This is a genomic window from Micromonospora sp. M42, assembly GCF_000568915.1.
Lineage (GTDB): Bacteria > Actinomycetota > Actinomycetes > Mycobacteriales > Micromonosporaceae > Micromonospora > Micromonospora chalcea.
This window is the reverse complement of record NZ_KK037233.1, coordinates 1,552,109-1,570,723: the sequence shown is the minus strand read 5'-3', so window position 1 is coordinate 1,570,723 and position 18,615 is coordinate 1,552,109. Positions and strand designations below refer to the sequence as shown.

Genomic DNA, 18,615 nt, shown 5'->3' with positions numbered 1-18,615 from the left:
CGCGGCTGACGCGCCGATCAGGCCGGCGCCGATCCCGTCCCCGCCACGGCCAGCGGGGCCGCGCCGAACGACACCGCGAACCGCTTGCACCAGATCGACACGCTGCGCAGCCCGTCCAGGTCCACCGACGCCGGGATGTCGTACGCCTGGTCGCCGATGTTGCCCTTGAGGCGGCCCAGTTCCACCCAGCGGCCGTCGTCGAACACCTGCCAGCCCGCGCGGCCCTGCTGCACCTTCCGGTCGGTGAGCCAGACCCGCAGGTCGGGGCCGTCGGAGGTGTTCAGGCCGCGCAGCAGCAACTGGCGGCGGCCGTCGGCGAGCCGGACCAGCTGCGCCCGGCCGGACGTGTCGTGCTCGTGGGTGACGAAGTCACCGGCGGCCAGGACCACGTCGGCGGGCGGCCCGCCGGTGACCGGCGGGCCGCTCGTGCCGGCCGTCGGCGGCTCCGTCACCGACGGCAGCGCCTCGCGCACCTCGCGGTCGGTCACCAGCCGCCACGGCTGGAACAGGTACAGGCTCACCCCGAGACCGGCGACCACCACGACGGCGAGCACCGACAACACCACACGTCTTCTGCCCATGCCGTGAACCGTAGGGCCGTTCCCGGCCGGAGGATCTTTCCGTCCGCTTACGGCCCGACCGCGGGCCGCCGCGCCGGGACGCCGATGGGTAGCGTCGGGCCCATGGAGCGCTACGTGCTCGTCGTCGACGACGACCGGACGGTCAGCGACGTCGTCCGCCGCTATCTCGAACAGGACGGCTACCCGGTCCGGCTGTCCTTCGACGGGGCGGACGCGCTCGTCGGCCGGGGAGCAGCCGCCCGACCTGGTGGTCCTCGACCTGATGATGCCGGGCCTCGACGGCATCGAGGTGTGCCGGCGGCTGCGGCGGAGGCTGCCGGGGCTGCCCGTCGTCATGCTCACCGCGCTCGGCGACGAGGCCGACCGGGTCGCCGGGCTGGAGGTCGGCGCGGACGACTACGTGACGAAGCCGTTCTCCCCCCGGGAACTGGTGCTGCGCATCCGGTCGGTGCTGCGGCGCACGGCGCGCGACGACCGGGGACCGGCCGGGGTGCTGCGCGACGGCGACCTGACCGTCGACGCCGGCCGGCGGGTCGCCGAGCGAGGCGGGGAGCCGCTGGCGCTGACCGTGCGGGAGTTCGACCTGCTCGCGTTCCTGCTGGCGAACCCGGGTCGCGCGTGGTCCCGGGCCGAACTGCTGGACCGGGTGTGGGGCTGGCGCTTCGGCGACCAGTCGACCGTCACCGTCCACGTCCGGCGGCTGCGGGAGAAGATCGAGGACCGCCCGGCGCAGCCGTGCCGCATCGTCACCGTGTGGGGCGTCGGCTACCGCTACGAGCCGCTGGGGTCCCGGTGAGCGAGCTGCTGGTCATCGGGTCCTACGCCCTGCTGGCCGGCGCGGTCGTCGGCGCGCTCGGCGTGGGCGCGCTGCGGCTGGTGCGCCGCCGGTCGATCCTCGCGCACATCGCGGTGCTGCTCGCGGTCACGATCGCCTCGGTGACGGCGGGCGTCACCGCTGTCGCGCAGGCCATGTTCCTGTCCGCGCACGACCTGCAGGTGGTTCTCGTGACGGTCGCGGCGTCCGCGGCGGTCAGCCTGGCCGTCGGTGTGGCGTTCGCCCGCCGGCTGGCGCGGGCGGCGGTCTGGGCCGACCAGGCCCGGCAGCGGGAACGGCAGTTGGAGGCCGGCCGCCGCGAACTGGTCGCCTGGGTCTCCCACGACCTGCGGACACCGCTGGCCGGCCTGCGGGCGATGGCGGAGGCGCTGGAGGACCGGGTGGTGGACGATCCGGCGACGGTGGCCGAGTACCACCACCGGGTCCGGGTCGAGACCGACCGGATGACGCGCCTGGTCGACGACCTGTTCGAGCTGTCCCGGATCAACGCGGGCGCGCTGCGGCCCGCGCTGTCCCCGGTGCCGCTCGGCGACGTCGTCTCCGACGCGATCGCCGCCACCGCGCCGCTGGCCGCCGACCGGGGGGTGCGTGTGCTCGCCCCGGAGACCGGCTGGCCCACGGTCCGGGCCGGCGAGGCCGAACTCGCCCGCGTCGTCACGAACCTGCTCGTCAACTCGGTGCGGTACACGCCGCCGGACGGCACGGTGCGCGTCGACACCGGCCACGACGAGGGCGACGTGTGGTTCGCCGTCTCCGACACCTGCGGCGGCATCCCCGAGGCGGACCTGCCCCGGGTGTTCGACGTGGCGTTCCGGGGGACCCGGGCCCGCACACCGGCCGGCGCGGACCAGCCGGCGCCGGCCGGTGGCGGGCTGGGCCTGGCGATCGTGCGCGGCCTGGTCGAGGCGCACGGCGGGCGGGTGCACGCGCACAACGTCACCGGCGGCTGCCGGTTCGTCGTCCGCCTCCCGCCCGCCTGACAGCCGCCGCGCCCGGTCAGGCGGCGTCCGGGGGACCGGTCTGCGTCAGGCGCCCGTCGGCGAGCCGCAGCCAGCGCTCGACCCCGATCGCGACCAGGAACCGCTCGTCGTGGCTGACCACGAGCAGCGCCCCCCGGTACGCGTTCAGCGCGCTCTCCAACTGCGCGACGCTGAGCAGGTCGAGGTTGTTCGTCGGCTCGTCGAGCAGCAGGAGATGCGGGGCCGGCTCGGCGCCCAGGACGCAGGCCAGCGTCGCCCGCAGCCGCTCGCCGCCGGAGAGCACCCCGGCCGGCAGGTGCGCCCGCGCGCCGCGGAACAGGAAGCGGGCCAGCAGGTTCATCCGCTGCGCGTCCGGGGCCTGCGGCGCGAACGCGGCCAGGTTCTCCGCCACCGTACGGTCGGAGTCCAGCAGGTCGAGGCGCTGCGACAGGTACGCGATGCGGCCGTCGGCCCGGGTGATCCGGCCCTGCTCGGGTTCCAGGTCGCCGTTGATCAGGCGCAGCAGCGTGGACTTGCCCGCGCCGTTGCCGCCGAGCAGAGCGATCCGCTCCGGTCCCCGGATCGTCAGGTCGACGCCACCTGTGGCGAACAGCTGCCGGTCGCCGTACCGGATCTGCGCTCCTTCGGCGGTGAGCAGCGTGCGCCCGGCCGGCACCTCGGTGGCGGGCAGGTCCACCGAGATCCTCTGCTCGTTGCGCAGCGCCCGCTCGGCCTCGTCGAGCCGGGCCCGGGCGTCGTCCACCCGCCCGGAGTGCATCTCGTTCGCCTTGCCGGCGGCCACCTGCGCGTCCCGTTTCATGCCGCCGGCGACGATCCTCGGCAGCCCCGCGTTCTTGAGGTTGCGGGCGGCGTTGCCGGCCCGGCGGGCCGCCCGCTCGCGGGCCTCCTGCAACTCCCGCTTCTCCCGCTTGAGGTCCTGCTCGGCGTTGCGGATGTTCTTCTCCGCCACCTCCCGCGCGGCGCGCGCCGCCTCCTCGTACGCGGTGAAGTTCCCGCCGTGGAACCGCACCTCGCCGCGGTCCAGCTCGGCGATGCGGTCCATCCGGTCCAGCAGCGCCCGGTCGTGACTGACCAGCAGCAGGCAGCCGGTCCACTGCTCCAGCACGTCGTAGAGCCGGTGCCGGGCGTCGAGGTCGAGGTTGTTAGTGGGCTCGTCCAGCAGCAGCACGTCGGGCTGTTTGAGCAGTTGCGCCGCCAGGCCGAGCGAGACGACCTGCCCGCCGCTGAGGGTGTCCAGCCGCCGGTCGAGCGCGAGGTCGCCGAGGTCGAGCCGGTCCAGCTGGGCGCGGGTGCGCTCCTCGATGTCCCAGTCGTTGCCGATGGTGGTGAAGTGCCGCTCGTCGGCGTCGCCGGACTCGATGGCGTGCAGCGCCGCGATCAGCGGGGCGATCTCCAGCACCTGCGCCACGGTCAGGTCGCCGGACAGCGGCAGGCTCTGCGGAAGGTAGCCCGGCACACCGTGCACCGTGACCGACCCGGCGGCGGGCCGCAGCTCACCGGCGATCAGCTTGAGCAGCGTGCTCTTGCCGGCGCCGTTCGGCGCGACCAGGCCGGTCCGGCCCGCGCCGAGGGTGAAGGAGAGGTTCTGGAAGACCGGAGTGTCGTCGGGCCAGGAGAAGGTCAGGTTCGAGCAGACGACGAAGGAATCGGACATCAGGAAGACGACCTCGAAGATGAGGGCGGGCGGACCTCAGCCGCCCGGCGGGGGACACGGTCTCGGGGTACGACGACACGACCACGGCGCCTGCCTGTGGTCGGTCACATGTCCGGTCTCACCCGGAGATGTCGTCGTCACCCGCCATGTCTGGTCTCCCTGTGCGATCTTCGCGCCCGGACGGCCTCGCCGGTGCGCCTGGTCCACCGTAGCACCGGCCGGTGCCCGGCGCGGGCGTGCCGGACCGGCGTCCGCGCGGCGGTCCGCCGCGCCGTGCGCCCTATGCTCCTGGCCATGTCCCAGGTGACTGCGAGCCGCTGGTTCGGGCCGGCCGGATCCTCGACCGGCGACGCCCAGGTGTTCGTCTTCCCGTACGCCGGCGGCGTCGCCGCCTCCTTCGCGCAGTGGCGGGAACTGGCCGCGCCGGAGCTGTCGGTGCAGGTCGCGCTGATGCCGGGCCGGGGCGCCCGGCTGCACGAGCCACCGGTGGACGACCTCGCGGAACTGGTGGACGCGCTGGCGACGGCCGTCGCCGAGCGGGCGTCCGGGCCGTTCCTGCTGTTCGGCCACAGCCTGGGGGCGCTGGTGGCGTTCGAGGTGACCCGGGAGCTGCGCCGCCGGGGCGCGCCCGCACCGCTGGCGTTGCTGGTCGGCGGCGCGGAGGCGCCGGGGACCCGGCTGGTACGGCGGCGCGTCCACGACCTGGACGACGCCGGTCTCATCGACGCGCTGCGCGACTTCGAGGCCACGCCGGCCGCGCTGCTGGCCGACCGCGACCTGATGGAGCTGATCCTGCCCGGGGTGCGGGCCGACTTCGCGCTGTCCGAGCGGTACGCCTATCGCCAGGGGCCGCCGCTGGAGGTGCCGGTGCACGTGCTGCTCGGCGACGGGGACGAGCACGTGGACCCGGAACGGGCCGCGGGGTGGGCCCGGGAATGTGTCACCGAGCCGCGATGGCACGTGTTTCCCGGCGGGCACTTCTTCCTTACCGACCATCTGCCGGAAATCATCGACCTAATGCGACACATCGTCGCCAGTCACACCCCTGTGGCGGAATAAGCGACAAAGAGCAGGTAAGGACTCGTACCCGCGCCGGACCTTCCACAATGTCCGGTATTCGACCTGGTGAGTGGCCGAGAAGCGGTGTTAAAGTTCGCCATCCGTTCGCCGAAGGGACGTCGCTGACGAGGCGGCATACTGTCGCGTGCGCCGAGGTGTTCATGAGCCGGCCGTACCTTCCGTCCCTGGTCCTACGCGATTACCTGCACACCGTGGCGACCCTCCACCCGCAACTGCGCGAGCTGCTCGACTTCGGCCGTCCCGGCGCGGACGCGGCCCTCGCGGAACTGGCCGGCACGGTCAGCGAGTTCGACACCGACTCCACCGGCCGGGGCGATTCCTATCGCCGGGCTCAGCGGGACACGCTCGTCCGCTGGACCGGTATGCGGCGGCTGCTGGACCTCGCCACGCCGGACGCAGCCGCTCCGGTCACGCTGATCCTCGACGTACTCGGCGGCGACGGCACGGTGGCCCGCGCCGCGGGCAGCCAGTCGGCCTGCTTCGAGTCCAAACTCGCATTCATCACCGGCGACCTGTCCGGCCACATGGTCGACAAGGCGCTCGCCCACGGCTTGCCCGCCGTCCGCCAGGCCGCGCACTTCCTATTCCTGCGCGACGCCGGCGTGGACGCGGTGCTGCTGGCGTACGGCACGCACCACATCCCGGCGGCCCGGCGGCCGCAGGCGGTGGCGGAGGCGGCCCGGGTGGTCCGACCCGGCGGCCGGATCGTGCTGCACGACTTCGACGAGTCCAGCCCGATGGCCGGGTTCTTCGGCGAAGTGGTGCACCCGCACGCCGCCGGCGGCCACGACTACCGGCACTTCAGCCGCGCCGAGCTGACCGGCCTGTTCACCGCGGCCGGGCTGCCGGTACGCGTCCTCGACCTGTACGACCCGCTGATCGTGCGCGCCGACAGCGCCGAGTCCGCGTCCGCGGGCATGCGCGACTACGTCGGCGACATGTACGGCGTGCGCGACTACTTCGCGACGCTCACCGACGACGAGGTGTGGCAGCTGCTGACCCGCCACTTCGACCACACCCGTTACCTGGCCGGGATCGGCCGCGACGACCTGCCGGCCCGTCCGCTGGTCTACCGGGCCGACGGGCAGTTCGTGGCCGAGGTGCCCCGGATGGCGATCGTCGCGGTCGCGACGAGGACGCAGGTAGCGCCGTGACCGGCCCGAGCCACCTGACCGGCCCGCGCTACCTGATCGACCTGGTGCACCGGCCCGCCGGCGCCGGCGGCGACCGGCCCGCGATCGTCGGCCCGGACGGCGAGCTGAGCTACACCGCGCTGTGGGAGCGGGTCGGCGCGACGGCCGAGCTGCTGCGCCGCGCCCGCGTGCGGCCGGGTGACCTGGTGGGTCTCTACCTGCACCGGTCCGCCGACTATGTGACGTCGCTGCTGGCGACGCTCGCGGTGGGCGCGGTGGCGGTGCCGGTCGACCCCGAGCTGCCCTCCGGCCGGGCCGAGCAGATGCTCGCGGCGGCCGCGCCCCGGCTCGTCCTGTACGCCGACCGTCCGCCCGCCGTCGCCGCGCCCGCGTCGACCGGGTGGCGGGACGTGCGTACCGCGCGGGCCGGGTCGATGGCCGACCTGACCGATCGCACCGGCTGGCTGCCGCCGGGTGAGCACGCCGCGCTGGTGCTGTTCACCTCCGGCTCCACCGGCCGGCCGAAGGGCGTGGTGCTGCACCACGCCGGGCTGGTCAACCGGCTGGCCTGGGGTCACGAGTGGTTCGGCTTCGGCGCCGACGACCGGGTGCTGCACAAGGCGTCGATCGGATTCGACGCGTCGGTGCACGAGATCCTCTCCCCGCTGATCGCGGGCGGCGCCGTGGTCGTCGCCGGGCCGGGCCTGCAGTTCGACAGCCTCGGGTTGGTCCGGCTGATCCAGCGGGAGGCGGTCACCACCGCGCACTTCGTACCGACCATGTTGCGGCACGTGCTCGACGAGCCGGAGTTCGCCGGCTGCCTCACGCTGCGGCGGGTGCTGTGCGGCGGCGAGGCGCTGGACATGCGGCTGGTCCGGCGGTTGCGCGAGGTGCTGCCGTGCGGGCTGTTCAACGGGTACGGCCCGAGCGAGACGTCGATCAACGTGTCCTACTGGGACTGCGCCGAGCCGTACCCGGGCAGCATCGCCCCGATCGGCCGGATCATCGACGGCGTCACCGCCCACGTGCTCGACGACGATCTGCGCCCGGTGCCCGAGGGCGGGACCGGCGAGCTGTGGATCGGCGGGGTCGCGGTCGGGCTGGGCTACCTGCGCGACGACGAGCGGACGGCGGAACGTTTCCGCGCCGACCCGGCGTGGCCGGGCGCGCGGCTCTACCGCACCGGCGACCTGGTGCGGATCGCGCCGCAGGGCTTCCTGGAGTTCCGCGGCCGGGCCGACGACCAGGTCAAGATCCGGGGGGTCCGGGTGGAGCCGGGCGAGGTGGCCGCCGTGCTGCGCGAGCATCCCGCCGTGCACGACGCGGTGGTGGTGACGGTCCCGGACACCGACGACGGCCCCCGCCTGGTCGGCTACGTCGTGCCGCAGCCCCGGCAGGCCCCGGCGGTCGGCGGGCTGCCGCGCTTCCCGCTGCCGAACGGCATGGCGGTCACCGCGGCGTCGCCGGACGAGGCGGTCTTCCTCTACCGGCAGATCTTCGACCAGACACGAGTACGCCCGCTTCGGCGTCCGCGTCGGCGACGGCGCCATGACGTATATCGGTAACACATCCGATGTTTACAACGGACCACGCCTGAAAGCAGTCTGGCTTACGAAATTTGTGTATCCGTACGGAGGTTACATCCAAAATATGGCGACCAACCATAGCCGATGTAATATCACCTGTCTATTACACGGAACTCGCTAACTCTATGGGGCTACGGTCACAAGGCCGACAGGGGAGATAGCAACCCCCATGCTCAATCCTGACTCACCCTCAGTTAACGGACCGCGGTGCCGGACAGCTCCGACGCCGCAACTGACTACAGCACCTACAAATTTTTTACTCGACGTTTCATATAATTTAAAATTTGGTTGGTTCCGCTTAATTTAAGGGTCACACTTTATGCGATCTAGCGACGTGCGACTGGTGGCGGTCGAACCGAACCCGGACGCCCTGCCGTACCTGCGCGCCAACCTCGGCCTCTACGCCGGGTCGGCGTCGGTCGTCGAGGCCGCCGTGACCGACGCGGCGGGCACCGCCGAGCTGACCTCGTTCCCCGAGCTGAGCTACCTGTCCGGCCTCGGCGCCGACCGGGCCGGCGTCGCCTCCGACCTGGTCCGGTCGCACTACCGCAACGGTGGGCGGCGACGCCGACGAGACCGAACAGGCGGCGCTGCTCGCGGACGCCCGCCGCCGCCTCGCCCCGGTGGCGCACGTGGTGCCGACGGTGACGCTGTCGGACCTGCTGGACCGCTTCGGGCTGGACCGCGTCGACCTGCTGAAGATCAACACCGAGGGCGCCGAGCTGAGCGTGCTGCGCGGGCTGCGCCCCGAGCACTGGCCCCGCATCCGCCAGGTCTGCCTGGAGGTCGAGCGCAGCAGCGTGACCACCCCGCTGGTGCGCGAGCTGCTGTGCGCTGCCGGGTTCGAGGTCAACGACATCGGCGACTGGAACGTCGGCGCGGACGCCGACGTCAGCTACGTCTACGCCGTACGGCCGCAGGACCCGCCGCCCGCGGCGACGCCCCGGGACGAGCCCGCCGACCACCTGCTGACCACCGGGCTGCTCCAGGGCTACCTGGCCTCGGCGCTGCCGCCCGCGATGCGCCCGGACCAGATCGTCCTGGTCGACCGGCTGCCCCGCCTGCCCAACGGCAAGGTCGCGCGGCTGGAGCTGCCACCACCACCGCCCCGGCCTACCGGGCCTGCTGCGGAACCCGGCGACGGCGCCCTCACCGACCGGCTGCGCGAGGCGTGGCGGGCCACGCTCGGCGTCGACGCGGTGCACGACGACGACACGTTCGTCGCGCTCGGCGGGCACTCGCTGACCGCGCTGCGGATTGCGCTGCGGGTACGGGAGATGGCCGGGCTGGAGGTGTCCCCGGCGAGCTGCCTGCGCGCCGGGTCGTTCGCCGACTGGGTCGACCGGGTCACGGAGGCGGGACGCGATGTCAGCCCGGTCCGCTGACACGCGGCACGTCGTCGTGGTGGGCGCCGGCCGGCTGGCCCGCTCGCTGTGCCACGCCCTGGCCGCGACGCCCACCCCGGCGCCGCTGCGCGTGACGGTCCTGGCCCGCGACCCGGACGCGGCGCTCGCGCTCGCCCGCGCCGCGCGGGTGCGCGCCACGGTCGCCGGAACCCCCGTCGCCGTCACCGCCCGGCCGTTCACCGCCGAACCCGGCGCCGACCCGGGGGAGGGGTACGCCGCCGACGCCGCCTCGATGGCCCGGCTCCGGCCCGACGTGCTGGTCTGCGCCGCGTCCGCGCAGTCGCCGTACGAGCGGGCGGCGGCGCCGTCGGCCTGGACGGACCTGATCGCCGCGGCCGGCTTCGGCGTGACGCTGGCATTGCAGGCCGAGCTGGTGTCCCGGCTGGCCGCCGCGCTGGCCTGCGGCGCGCCCGGCGCGACGCTCGTCAACGGCGCGTTCCCGGACGCGGTCAACCCGCTGCTCGCCGCACGGGACCTGCCGGTGCGCTGCGGCATCGGCAACGTGGCGACGCTCGCCGCGTGCCTGGACGCCGCGCTCGGCCGTCCCGGCCAGCGCCGCCTGGCGGTGCTCGGCCACCACGCCCACCTCGCCGCGCCCGGCCCGGACGACGAGGACACCGCCGAGGTACGCGCCTGGCTGGACGGCCGGCCCGTCCCGGACGTCACCGGGCTGCTCGCCGGCTACCGCGCGCTGCCCCGGCCGGAGCTGAACGCGCTCGCCGGGCACGCCGGGGCCGCCCTGGTGGCGGCGCTCGCCACCGGCGACGAGGTGACGGCGAGCCTGCCCGGGCCACTGGGACTGCCGGGCGGCTATCCGGTCCGGCTCACCGGCGGCCGGACCGAGCTGCGGCTGCCGGCCGAGCTGCCCATGGCGCAGGCGGTCGCCTGGAACACCGCCGCCGGACGCCGCGACGGCGTCGAGGTCGGCGGCGGCCACGTCCGCTACCCGGAGCGCGCCCGGGCGGCACTGGCGGCGTACCGGCCGGACCTGGCCGGCGGCTGGCACGCGAGCGAGCTGCCCGAGATCGCCTGCCGGTTCACCGCCCTGCGTGACCATCTGCGAACGGTGCCGCCGGCGCCGGCCCGGAGTGTGTTGGAGGAAGCCCGATGACCGTGACCACCCCGGCCACCCGCAACATGATCACCGACTACTACGACGTCATCGCGTCGGCGGTGCGCCGGTGCGGCGCGGCCCCCGGCGACGCGCCCGGCACGCCCGGCTTCGCGCCCGGCTTCGACCTGCCCGAGCTGACCCCGCAGGTACGCGAGTTCTACGCCGCCGCCACGGTCAGCTGGTCCCCGCTGGGCCACTACGGCGGGCACGACCTGACGATGCTCGACCTGACCGCCAACCCGGGCACCCGGACCACGAAGACGTTCGCCTCGATGGTGATCGTCGCCCGCGCGGTGGAGCACATCCGGCGTACCGGCGAGCGGCTGTGCATCGTCACCCCGACCTCCGGCAACAAGGGCGTCGCGCTGCGCGACTCGGTGGCCCGCGCGTACGCGGCCGGGCTGGTGACCCCGGAGCAGCTGTCCATCGTGGTTCTGGCGCCGGCGGCGACCCGGCACAAGTTCCGCCACGACGCGCTCGCCGACGATCCCGCGACCCGTGCGGTGAACCGCTGCTGCGGTACACCGGCGCGGACCCGGAGGGCGTGAAGGCGCTCGGCCGGGCGTTCGTCGACGAGTACGCGGCCACCGCGTACGACAAGCGCGGCGTCACCCTCTGGTACACGCTCGACCTGCGTAACTACCTGGTCGCCGACGCCGCCCGGGCCGCCTTCGAAGCCGACGTGTCGCCCACCGCCGGTTCCCGCTGGCACGCGCACGCCGTGTCCAGCGCGTTCGGCCTGCTCGGCTACAACCTGGGCCGCGACGTGCTGGAAGCGGCCGGCGACGCCGACCCGGCCGACCGGCCCGGTTTCCTGCTCGTGCAGCACCTCGGCACGCCGGACATGGTGCTCAGCCTGCGCCACGGCTCGTTCGAGCGGGACCACTGCCCGGCGTACACGCTTGACGAGAGCCGGGGCGTCTGGACGCAGGACGCCGACCTGCGCTTCCCGGCCGTCACCGACGACCCGGCCGAGGTGCTCGACCCGACGTTCTACACCCATCGCCCGGTGACCTCCCCGGCCATGAACGCGCTCATCGAACGGCACGGCGGCGACGGCATCGTGGTGTCGCGGCGCGAGTGCGTGCGGCGCTATCCGGTCGCCCGGCAGTGGCTCTCCGCCGCCGGTCTGACGCTGCCCGAGGACCCGGCCCGGCTGCGGGAGTGGTCGATCCTGATGGCGCTGACCGGCGTCTGCAACGCCGTCGACCGGGGCCTGGTGCCGGCCGGGTACGAGATCGTGGTGCACGGCACCGGCAGCTACTGCGACGACTTCCGGATCGCCGAGGCCGACGCCGAGGTGTCCACGCTCGCCGACGTGGTCGCCGCCGTCCTGGACCAGCGGTGAGCCCGTCTCCGCAGCCGCTCGGCCTGCCGCCGCGGCTCGCCGCCGGGGCGCGCGCCGCGGGCGTCGACCCGGCCGCCGTCGTCCTCACCGCCACGGCTCTGGTGGTACGCCGGTACACCGGAGCCCCCGCGGTGACGCTGCGGCACGGCGACGCCCCGGTGACGCTCGACCTGACCGCCGACGCGCCGATCCGGGAGTTGTGCCGGTCGCTGTGCCCGGCGCCGCCGGACCACCCGGTCGACGCCACCGTCGAGGTGAGCCCCGACCTGGCCGGCGTCACCGTCTCCGGGCTGCCCGCCGCGTACGCCGACGACCTCCGCGCCGACCTGGCCGACGTCCTGTCCACGCTGGACCCGGACGCCTCGTCGGCGGGGCTGCTGCCGTCGGCCCGCTACGAGCGGCGTCCGGCGCCGGACCTGTGGCGGCTGCACGGTGGCGACGGCACCGAGGCCGATCGGGTCCGCGGCGACACCATCCCGGCCGCGTTCGCCGCGGCGGTGCGGGCGTACCCGGACAGGCCGGCGGTGCTCGCCGACGACGCGACGGTGACCTACCGGGAACTCGGCGCGGCAGTCGCCGCGACCGCTGAAGCGCTGGCTTTTTCCGGGTGACGTCACGGTTTTTGTTTTGTGGTGCTGTGCCGCCACGGCGTCGCCACGATCACCGGCATCCTGGCGGCGCTGGCGTCGGGGTCGCCGTACGTGCCGCTGGACCCGGCGTACCCGGCGGCCCGGCTGGCCGCGATGCTGCGCGACGCAGGCGTCCGGGCGATCGTCGCGGACCCCGGCCACGAAGAGCGCGCCGCCACGCTCGCGGCCGCCGCCGGGCTGGAGTTGCCGGTCGTGTCGTTGCGCCGGGGCGAGGCCGGCGTGCCGGTGCCGGCCGGGCCCGCGCGCCCGGACGACCCGGCGTACGTGCTCTACACCTCCGGGTCCACCGGGAAGCCGAAGGGCGTGGTGCAGAGCCACCGCAACGTGCTGTTCGGCGTCCGCAACCACGTGCGCAACTTCGCCGTCCGGCCGGACGACCGCACGAGCGTGCTCACCTCGTTCGGCTACGACATGGCGGTCACCGACACGTTCGGCGCGCTGCTGTCCGGCGCCGCCGCCGTCCCGGTCGACGTCCGCACGCATGGCCTCGGCCACCTCACCGGTGCGCTCGCCGGCCGGGGCGTCACCGTCTACCACTCCACCCCGACCGTCTTCCGGTACGTGATGGCGAGCCTCGGCGAGCACGGGCGGCTGCCGTCGGTCCGTGCGGTCGTCCTCGGCGGCGAGGAGGTCACCCGGCACGACGTGACGCTGGCCCGGCGGTCGTTCGCGCCGGGCGTGGTGTTCGTCAACGGGTACGGCACCACCGAGATCAGCTTCGCCGCGCAGCACCACCTGCCGCCGGACGCCGGCCCGGGGCGGGCAGTCGTGCCGATCGGGCACCCGCTGCCGGGCGTCGAGGTGGTGCTCACCGACCCGGCCGGACGCCCCGCCTGCCTCACCGGCGAGGTGGTCGTGCGGACCCCGCACGTCGCGCTCGGCTACCTGGGCCTGCCGGAGCTGACCGCGGACCGGTTCACCGAGCACGACGGGGTGCGCGCGTACCGGACCGGTGACATCGCGCGGCGGCTGCCCGACGGCACGCTCGTCTACCTGGGCCGCGGCGACCGGATGGTGAAGATCCGCGGCTACCGGGTGGAGCTGGGCGAGATCGAGGCGTGCCTGGCGGGCGCTGCCGGGGGTGGCCCACGCGGCGGTGGTGGCGCGACGCGGTGCGTCCGGCGCGGGCGAGCAGGAGATCGTCGCGTACGTGGTCGGCGCCGCCGGTACGGTCGTCGAGCCGGGAGCGCTGCGGGAACGGCTGGCCGGTGTGCTGCCGGACTTCATGGTGCCCCGGGCGGTGGTGGCGGTGCCGGAGCTGCCGATCGGCCCGACCGGCAAGCTCGACCAGGCCGCCCTGCCCGACCCGGACGCCGGCCGCCCGGACGCCGGAGGGCCGCACGCGGGGCAGCCGGCCGCCGGCCGCCCGGATGCCGGGGGACCGCCGGCCGGGCCGGTCGAGCAGACCATCGCGGCGGGCTGGCGCACGGTGCTCGGACTGACCACTGTGGGCCGCCTGGTGAACTTCTTCGAGGCGGGCGGGCACTCGCTCCAGCTCGCCCTGGTGCAGGGGTACCTGGAGGAACACCTCGGCCGCCGGGTGCCGCTGGCCCGGCTGGTGGAGTTCCCGACGGTGGCGGCGCTGGCCGCGTACCTGGAGACGGCCGGGGACGCCGCGGGCGTACCGGAGGACGGCCGGCTGACCGCGGCCGGACGCCGGATGGCCCGCCGTGCCGCCGCGCGGGCCGCCGGCGGCGGGGAGGGACGGGCGTGAGCGAGGACGACCGGATCGCGGTGGTGGGCCTGGCCTGCCGGGTGCCCGGCGCGGACGACGCACCGGCGCTGTGGCGCAACCTGCTGTCCGGGGTGGACTCGGTGCGCCGGGTCCCGGCCGGGGAGGGCGCGCCGGGCGGACCGGACTGGGTGTCGGCGTTCGGCCGGCTCGACGACCTGGAGGGCTTCGACGCGGACCTGTTCGGCTATCCCGCCGCGGCGGCGGCGCTGCTCGACCCGCAGCACCGGCTGTTCCTGGAGGTCGCCTGGCACGCCCTGGAGGACGCCGCGATCGACCCGGACCGCGACCCGGCCCAGATCGGCGTGTTCGCCGGATGCGCGCCCAGCCGCTACCTGCACCACCACCTGCTCGGCAACCCCGCGCTGGCCCCGGCGGCCGGCACGCTCGCCGAGGACTGGGACGACGCGCTGACCGGCTCCGGCTGCGACTATCTGCCGACGCGCACCGCGTTCGCGCTGGGGCTGTCCGGCCCGGCCGTGGCGGTCCAGACCGCCTGCTCGACCTCGCTCGTCGCGGTGTGCCAGGCCGGGCAGAGCCTGCTGGACTACCGCTGCGACGTGGCGATAGCGGGCGGCGCGGCGGTGGTCTCGACGCGGCAGGCCGGTTACCGGCTGCGGCCGGGCGGGCTGCTGGCCACCGACGGGGTGTGCCGCCCGTACGACGCCGCCGCCACCGGGCAGGTGTTCGGCAACGGCGCCGGGGCGGTGGTGCTGAAGCGGCTCGCCGACGCCCGCGCCGACGGTGACCACGTGTACGCGGTGCTCGCCGGGTGGGCGGTGAACAACGACGGCGCCGCCCGGCCCGGCTTCACCGTGCCGGGTGTGTCCGGGCAGGCGGCGGTGCTGGCGGAGGCGTTGGCGTCGGTCGGCTGGGACGCGGCCGACGTCGGTTACCTGGAGGGGCACGGCACCGGCACCCCGGTGGGCGACGCGATCGAGGTGGACGCGCTGGCCCGGGTACGCCGGGGCGCCCGCGGCCCACTGCTGCTCGGCTCGGTGAAGGGCAACCTCGGCAACCTGGACGCCGCGGCGGGCGTGATTTCCCTGATCAAGGCCGTGTACGCGGTCCGCACCGGGCAGGTGCCGGGTACCGCGCACTTCACCGGCGCGCACGACGACGTCGACCTGGCCGCAGCGGGTGCCGAAGTCGGCGCGGAGACCCGGTCGTGGACGGGGGAGCGGCGCGCGGGCGTCAGCTCGTTCGGTCTCGGCGGCACCAATGCGCACGTGCTGGTCGAGCCGGCGCCCGCGACGGACGCGCCGGACGCCGGGGCACCCGGCCCGGTGGTGCTGGGACTGTCCGCGGGCAGCCCGGCGGCGCTGCGGGAACTGGCCCGGCGGCTGGCCCTCCGGCTGGCCGACGGCGACCTGGCGGTGGCCGACGTGGCGCACACGCTCGCGGTGGGACGGCGGCGGCTGGCGTACCGGGACGCGGTCGCCTGCGCCGACGCGGGGGAAGGCGGTGCGCCGGCTGACCGCGCTCGCGGCGGGCGACCCGGCCTCCGACGACGCCGCAGTCCGCGCCTGGCGCGCCCGGTGACGAGCCGGCCGTCCCGCCGGGCCGGCGGGTGCCGCTGCCCGGCTACCCGTTCCGGCGGACCCGGCACTGGATCGAGGCACGACGATGACCGTCCGCGACGATCAGCGCGACCAGCAGGTCGGTCCCGAGCTGCCCTACCCGCAGGTGTGCCTGCCCGACCTGGTCGCGGCGCACGCCCGGCGGCGTCCCGGCGCCCCGGCCGTGGTGCAGGGCGACCTGACGCTCAGCTACGCCGGCCTGGTCGGCCGGGCCGCCGCGCTGGCCGCGTCGCTGCGCGTCCACGGCATCGGCGCGGACGACCTCGTCGGCGTCTGCGTGGACCGTCGCCCGGACCTGGTGGTCGCGCTGCTCGGCGTGCAGGCGGCCGGCGCCGGGTACGTCCCGCTCGACCCGGCGCTGCCGGCCGGGCGGTTGCGCGAGCTGGCCGCCGAGGCCCGGCTGCGCGTCGTCGTGGGTACGCCCGCCGCCGAGGCGTTCACCGGACGCACCGTGCTGGACGTCCCCACCGGCACCGCGCCCTGGCAGCCGACACCGGCGACGCTCGGCACCACCGCGTACGCGATGTTCACGTCCGGGTCGACCGGGCAGCCGAAGGGCGCGGTGATCGAGCACCGGGCGCTGACCGAGAAGGTCACCTCGATCGCGGAGTTCTCCGGGTTCGACACGGCGACCCGGTGCCTGGCGTTCGCCTCGATCGGGTTCGACGCGTCGGTGGTCGACATGCTCGCCCCGCTCGCCGCCGGGGGCACCGTCGTGCTCGCCGGTGACGCCGAGCGGGCCGACCCGACCCGGCTCTACCGGATCTGTGCCGAGCAGGCGGTCGACGTGGTGGTGCTGCCGCCGCCGATCCTGCCGCTGCTGGACCCGGTCCGGCTGCCCGGCGTGCGGCTGGTCGTCACCGGCGGCGAGGCCACCGGCCCGGAACAGGTCGGCCGCTGGACCGCCGGCGGGCGCCGCTTCGTCAGCGTGTACGGCCCGACCGAGGCGACGGTGCTGGTGACCTGGTTCGAGGGCAGCGGCGACTGGACCCGGCCCATCCCGATCGGCCGGCCCGCCGCCAACCACCGCATCCACCTGGTCGACGACGAGCTGCGCGAGGTCGGCCCGGGGGAGATCGGCGAGGTGCTCGCCGGTGGGCCCGGGCTCGGCCGCGGATACCTCTTCGACGCCGCCCGCACGGCGGAACGGTTCCTCCCGGACCCGTTCTCCGGAAAGCCCGGGGAGCGGCTCTACCGCACCGGTGACCTGGCCCGGTGGCTGCCGGGCGGGAGCCTGGAGTTCCTCGGCCGGGCCGACCGGCAGGTGAAGATCCGCGGGCAGCGGATCGAGCTGGGCGAGGTCGAGGCGGTGCTGCGCCGCCACCCGGACGTCGACCTGGCCAGCGTCCAGGGTCCGCGCCGGCGCCGGCGGTCAGGAACTCGTCGCGTACGTGGCGACCGGCCTGGACACCGCCGAGCTGCGTGACTACTGCGCCCGGCTGCTGCCGCCCGCCGCCGTACCGGCCCGGATGCACACCATGCCCGCGCTGCCGATCACCATCAACGGCAAGATCGACACCGAGCGGCTGGCCGCGCTCGACGTCGCCGGACCGGCTCCCGTGCCGTCCGGCGAGCCGCCCGCCACCGACACCGAACGCCTCGTCGCGCAGGCGTGGGCGGCGCTGCTGGACGTGTTGGGGTACGCCGCGACGACGACTTCTTCCACCAGGGCGGGATGCCAACACCGCGATGCGGCTGGTCGCCGACCTGCGCGAGCGGCTGGGCCGCGACCTCGCCATCGAGGACGTGCTGGTCGGGCGGACGCCACGCGGCATCGCCGCCCGCGCCGACGCCGCCGCCGGAACCGGCCCGGCCCCGGTCGTCCGGGGACGGCCACCGGCGCTGTCCCCGGCACAGCAGCGGCTGTGGTTCCTCGACCGCTACTTCCCGGCCGCCGCGTCGGCGTACAACGTCGCGTTCGCCGAACGGATCACCGGCCCGCTCGACGTGGCGGCGCTCGCCACGGCGCTCACCGCCGTCGCGGACCGGCAGCAGATCCTGCGCTGGCGCATCCCGGAGCGCGACGGCGTGCCGTACGCGGTCGCCGACCCGTCCACACCGGTGCCGCTGCCGGTACGCGACCTCGCCCCGGGCACCGATCTCGCCGGCCACCTCGCGGCGAGCGCCGCCACACCGTTCGCGCTGGGCACCGACACGCTGTGGCGGGCCGAGCTGATCCGCACCGGCGACGGCGAGCACGTGCTGGCCGTCTACGCCCACCACGCCGTGTTCGACGGCTGGTCGCAGTCGCTGTTCTACGCCGACCTGGCCGCCGCGTACCGGGCCGCGCTCGGGGACGGGCCGCCGCTGCCGCCGCTGCCCGCCACGTACGGCGACTACGTGGCCTGGCGCGCCGACCGTGCCCGGCGTCGCGCCGCCGCCGACCTCGACTGGTGGCTGGACCACCTGACCGGGGCGCCGGTCGTGCTGCGGCTCCCCGGTGGACGGGACCGGCCGGCCGAACAGACGTACACCAGCGCGACGGTGCGTACCCGGCTGGACCGGGCCGCCACTGCCGCGCTCAACGACCTCGCCGCCGGGCTCGGCGCGACCCCGGCGGCCGCCGTGCTCGCCGCGTTCGCGCTGGTGCTGGCCCGGCGTACCGGCCTGCCCGACCTGGTGGTCGGCACACCCACCGTGGACCGGCGGGCCGCCGACTTCGAGCCGATGGTCGGCTTCTTCATCGAGATCGCGCCGCTGCGGCTGCGCCGGACGCCCGGGGCCGGCTTCGCCGCGCACGTCCGCGCCGCCTGGGAGGAACTGCTCGCCGCGCTCGCCCACCCGGAGGCGCCTGTCGAACGCATCGTCGGCGGCCTCGGGCTGGGCGGCCTGCTCGACCGCAGCCCGCTGGTGCAGGTGCTGTTCAACATGTACACGTTCGACGAACCCCGGCTGGACCTGGCCGGACTGTCCGCCGAGCCGGTGCCGGTGCCCGC

At 75.1% G+C, this 18,615-nt stretch carries 13 protein-coding genes and 4 pseudogenes; 14 read left to right on the top strand and 3 right to left on the bottom strand.

Features of this window, described 5'->3' with window-relative positions:
• Nucleotides 1-17: 17 nt before the first annotated feature.
• Nucleotides 18-581, bottom strand: a complete 564-nt coding sequence (locus tag MCBG_RS06950) for a DM13 domain-containing protein (protein WP_043324779.1) — start codon at nucleotides 579-581, stop codon at nucleotides 18-20.
• A gap of 102 nt (nucleotides 582-683) precedes the next feature.
• On the opposite strand from MCBG_RS06950, the pseudogene MCBG_RS06945 reads away from it, so the two are divergent.
• Together MCBG_RS06945 and MCBG_RS06940 are read left to right on the top strand one after the other, a co-directional pair.
• A pseudogene (locus tag MCBG_RS06945) lies at nucleotides 684-1,377 on the top strand (response regulator transcription factor).
• Entirely contained in the window at nucleotides 1,374-2,396 is a 1,023-nt protein-coding gene (locus tag MCBG_RS06940; RefSeq protein ID WP_043324777.1) for a sensor histidine kinase, read from the top strand. The pseudogene MCBG_RS06945 and the gene MCBG_RS06940 overlap by 4 nt, the downstream one beginning before the upstream one ends.
• Before the next feature lie 16 nt (nucleotides 2,397-2,412).
• Here the strand turns inward: MCBG_RS06940 and abc-f are convergent, their stop codons facing one another.
• Nucleotides 2,413-4,050, bottom strand: a complete 1,638-nt coding sequence (abc-f, locus tag MCBG_RS06935; protein ID WP_043324776.1) for a ribosomal protection-like ABC-F family protein — start codon at nucleotides 4,048-4,050, stop codon at nucleotides 2,413-2,415.
• 294 nt (nucleotides 4,051-4,344) lie between these two features.
• Between abc-f and MCBG_RS06930 the strand changes: the two genes are divergently transcribed.
• From MCBG_RS06930 to MCBG_RS33780, 11 genes and pseudogenes are all read left to right on the top strand, one after another.
• The gene (locus MCBG_RS06930) at nucleotides 4,345-5,109 is read left to right on the top strand and encodes a thioesterase II family protein (RefSeq protein WP_223201122.1); all 765 of its coding nucleotides are present in this window, start codon (nucleotides 4,345-4,347) and stop codon (nucleotides 5,107-5,109) included.
• A gap of 212 nt (nucleotides 5,110-5,321) precedes the next feature.
• The gene (locus MCBG_RS06925; RefSeq protein ID WP_223201121.1) at nucleotides 5,322-6,284 is read left to right on the top strand and encodes a class I SAM-dependent methyltransferase; all 963 of its coding nucleotides are present in this window, start codon (nucleotides 5,322-5,324) and stop codon (nucleotides 6,282-6,284) included.
• Nucleotides 6,281-7,828 carry an amino acid adenylation domain-containing protein gene (locus tag MCBG_RS06920; RefSeq protein WP_223201120.1) on the top strand — a complete coding sequence of 516 codons (1,548 nt, stop codon included), beginning with the start codon at nucleotides 6,281-6,283 and terminating at the stop codon, nucleotides 7,826-7,828. Before MCBG_RS06925 ends, MCBG_RS06920 begins: the two co-directional genes overlap by 4 nt.
• Before the next feature lie 575 nt (nucleotides 7,829-8,403).
• Entirely contained in the window at nucleotides 8,404-9,234 is an 831-nt protein-coding gene (locus MCBG_RS31060) for an FkbM family methyltransferase (RefSeq protein WP_223201119.1), read from the top strand.
• Complete coding sequence (locus MCBG_RS06910; RefSeq protein ID WP_043324774.1) at nucleotides 9,215-10,366, top strand: hypothetical protein; 1,152 nt, start codon at nucleotides 9,215-9,217, stop codon at nucleotides 10,364-10,366. The genes MCBG_RS31060 and MCBG_RS06910 overlap by 20 nt, the downstream gene beginning before the upstream one ends.
• Nucleotides 10,363-11,717 (top strand): annotated as a pseudogene (locus tag MCBG_RS35060) (DUF6002 family protein). The gene MCBG_RS06910 and the pseudogene MCBG_RS35060 overlap by 4 nt, the downstream one beginning before the upstream one ends.
• Complete coding sequence (locus MCBG_RS33795; protein WP_223201118.1) at nucleotides 11,714-12,328, top strand: hypothetical protein; 615 nt, start codon at nucleotides 11,714-11,716, stop codon at nucleotides 12,326-12,328. Before MCBG_RS35060 ends, MCBG_RS33795 begins: the two are co-directional and overlap by 4 nt.
• Before the next feature lie 18 nt (nucleotides 12,329-12,346).
• Nucleotides 12,347-13,375, top strand: a pseudogene (locus MCBG_RS33790) (AMP-binding protein); the annotation flags it as partial.
• A 91-nt stretch (nucleotides 13,376-13,466) separates the two neighbouring features.
• A complete protein-coding gene (locus tag MCBG_RS33785) occupies nucleotides 13,467-14,081 on the top strand; it encodes a phosphopantetheine-binding protein (RefSeq protein ID WP_304413300.1) in 615 nt (204 codons plus the stop codon).
• Nucleotides 14,078-15,469, top strand: a pseudogene (locus MCBG_RS31540) (polyketide synthase); the annotation flags it as partial. The gene MCBG_RS33785 and the pseudogene MCBG_RS31540, both read left to right, overlap by 4 nt.
• A 256-nt stretch (nucleotides 15,470-15,725) precedes the next feature.
• On the top strand, nucleotides 15,726-17,105 hold the full coding sequence (locus MCBG_RS33780) for an amino acid adenylation domain-containing protein (RefSeq protein ID WP_223201117.1): 1,380 nt from the start codon (nucleotides 15,726-15,728) through the stop codon (nucleotides 17,103-17,105).
• Here the strand turns inward: MCBG_RS33780 and MCBG_RS33775 are convergent, their stop codons facing one another.
• Nucleotides 17,106-17,345 (bottom strand): hypothetical protein, encoded by a 240-nt coding sequence (locus MCBG_RS33775; RefSeq protein ID WP_223201116.1) that lies wholly within the window; start codon nucleotides 17,343-17,345, stop codon nucleotides 17,106-17,108. It abuts the gene before it with no gap.
• A gap of 23 nt (nucleotides 17,346-17,368) precedes the next feature.
• Between MCBG_RS33775 and MCBG_RS33770 the strand changes: the two genes are divergently transcribed.
• Nucleotides 17,369-18,615 (top strand): condensation domain-containing protein (locus MCBG_RS33770; protein ID WP_223201115.1); only part of this gene is annotated, 1,247 nt, incomplete at its 3' end.